Origin of the sequence: Moorena sp. SIO3E8, assembly GCF_010692445.1 — a bacterium.
Taxonomy (GTDB): Bacteria; Cyanobacteriota; Cyanobacteriia; order Cyanobacteriales; family Coleofasciculaceae; genus Moorena; species Moorena bouillonii.
In genome coordinates this window covers 1-1,144 of record NZ_JAAHHM010000377.1, presented here as the reverse complement: position 1 = coordinate 1,144, position 1,144 = coordinate 1, and the positions used below count along the sequence as shown (strand labels likewise).

1 pseudogene is annotated in these 1,144 nt (G+C 45.3%); it reads right to left on the bottom strand.

What is annotated here, in order from left to right:
- Positions 1-1,066, bottom strand: a pseudogene (locus tag F6K46_RS39905) (IS4 family transposase).
- Positions 1,067-1,144: the final 78 nt, after the last annotated feature.

The window sequence follows — 1,144 nt, the reverse complement described above, 5'->3', positions numbered from 1 at the left end:
CTAAGTACAGGACAAAAAATGTAAAGATTGCCGAAAGTCGAACTGATGAAGGGATTGAGGATTAAGGATAAGATGACGCAGATGGTCAAAACCTAGACGGAAAAGACTCTTGGCCCTACGTCCGTGATTCTTAATGGGAATAGGTTGAAACTGATGAAGTACGCTTTCCGGTGAGCATCGACCAACACAAAGCTAAGGTTAAAAGAGCAAAAAGTTTTCGCTTTCGTTCTGGCACGGTCATTTGAGTAGATTCGAGACAAAAGCCACGAGTCTTGAAAATGCCAAAAAGAGTCTCAATGCCCCAACGGGAAGCATAATCTTTTACAAGCTCTTCACTCGCATCAGGACTGATGACAACGAGCAACTTGCCATCATCAAGACGTAGAGCTTCCACACTAACGGGGCACCCCCAAACTCGACAGAATCCCTTGAGTCTTTGAGATTGACCCTTCTGTAGATGAGCAAAAACCACTCGAGCAGCCAAGGATACCCCATTGCGTTCAATCCGATCTGTAGCTCGAATCCTCAATCGGAAAGCCATTGATGGTTCTAGTAGCAGGTATCGCACCCAGGCTTGTCCCACGAACTCGCGATCCCCACACACAAAGGAAATCCTAGCATCAGGAAAGATTTGGCAAAATTCCTCAATGAACCTCATCCTCTCGTCACTATTACTGTTCCCTTTCTTATCAAGAATCCACCACAGCACCGGAAATGCCACTCCTTGATGGACTATCCCTAAGGTCAGAATATTGTAGCAATGTTTGCCCAACTCCCAAGTGGTACGGTCATTACTCAATATCCAAGGCTCGGGGATTTGCATCCAACTGACCACGATTTTCCCAATCGCCTTGTAGTCCAAGTCAAACCCACGAAAAAATCGTTGCAGTCGTTTGTAATTTGACTGAGGTCGAACCAATACTCGAAACCCAATGCTAGTTCACGCTCGGTTGACCGTTTTCACTTTCAGCAATGCTAACAAGAACAGAGCAAGAAACGAAACTCTTGCTCCGTGCCATCCCAAATGGGGTTGGAGAGCTTTCTTTAATTCGCTATATTGGTTCATGGGGTTTCTGATGGCTATCCTCAATTCTGATGAAACCCCATCCTGTTCTTCTTTTCAACTTTTTTGTCCTGTACTGAG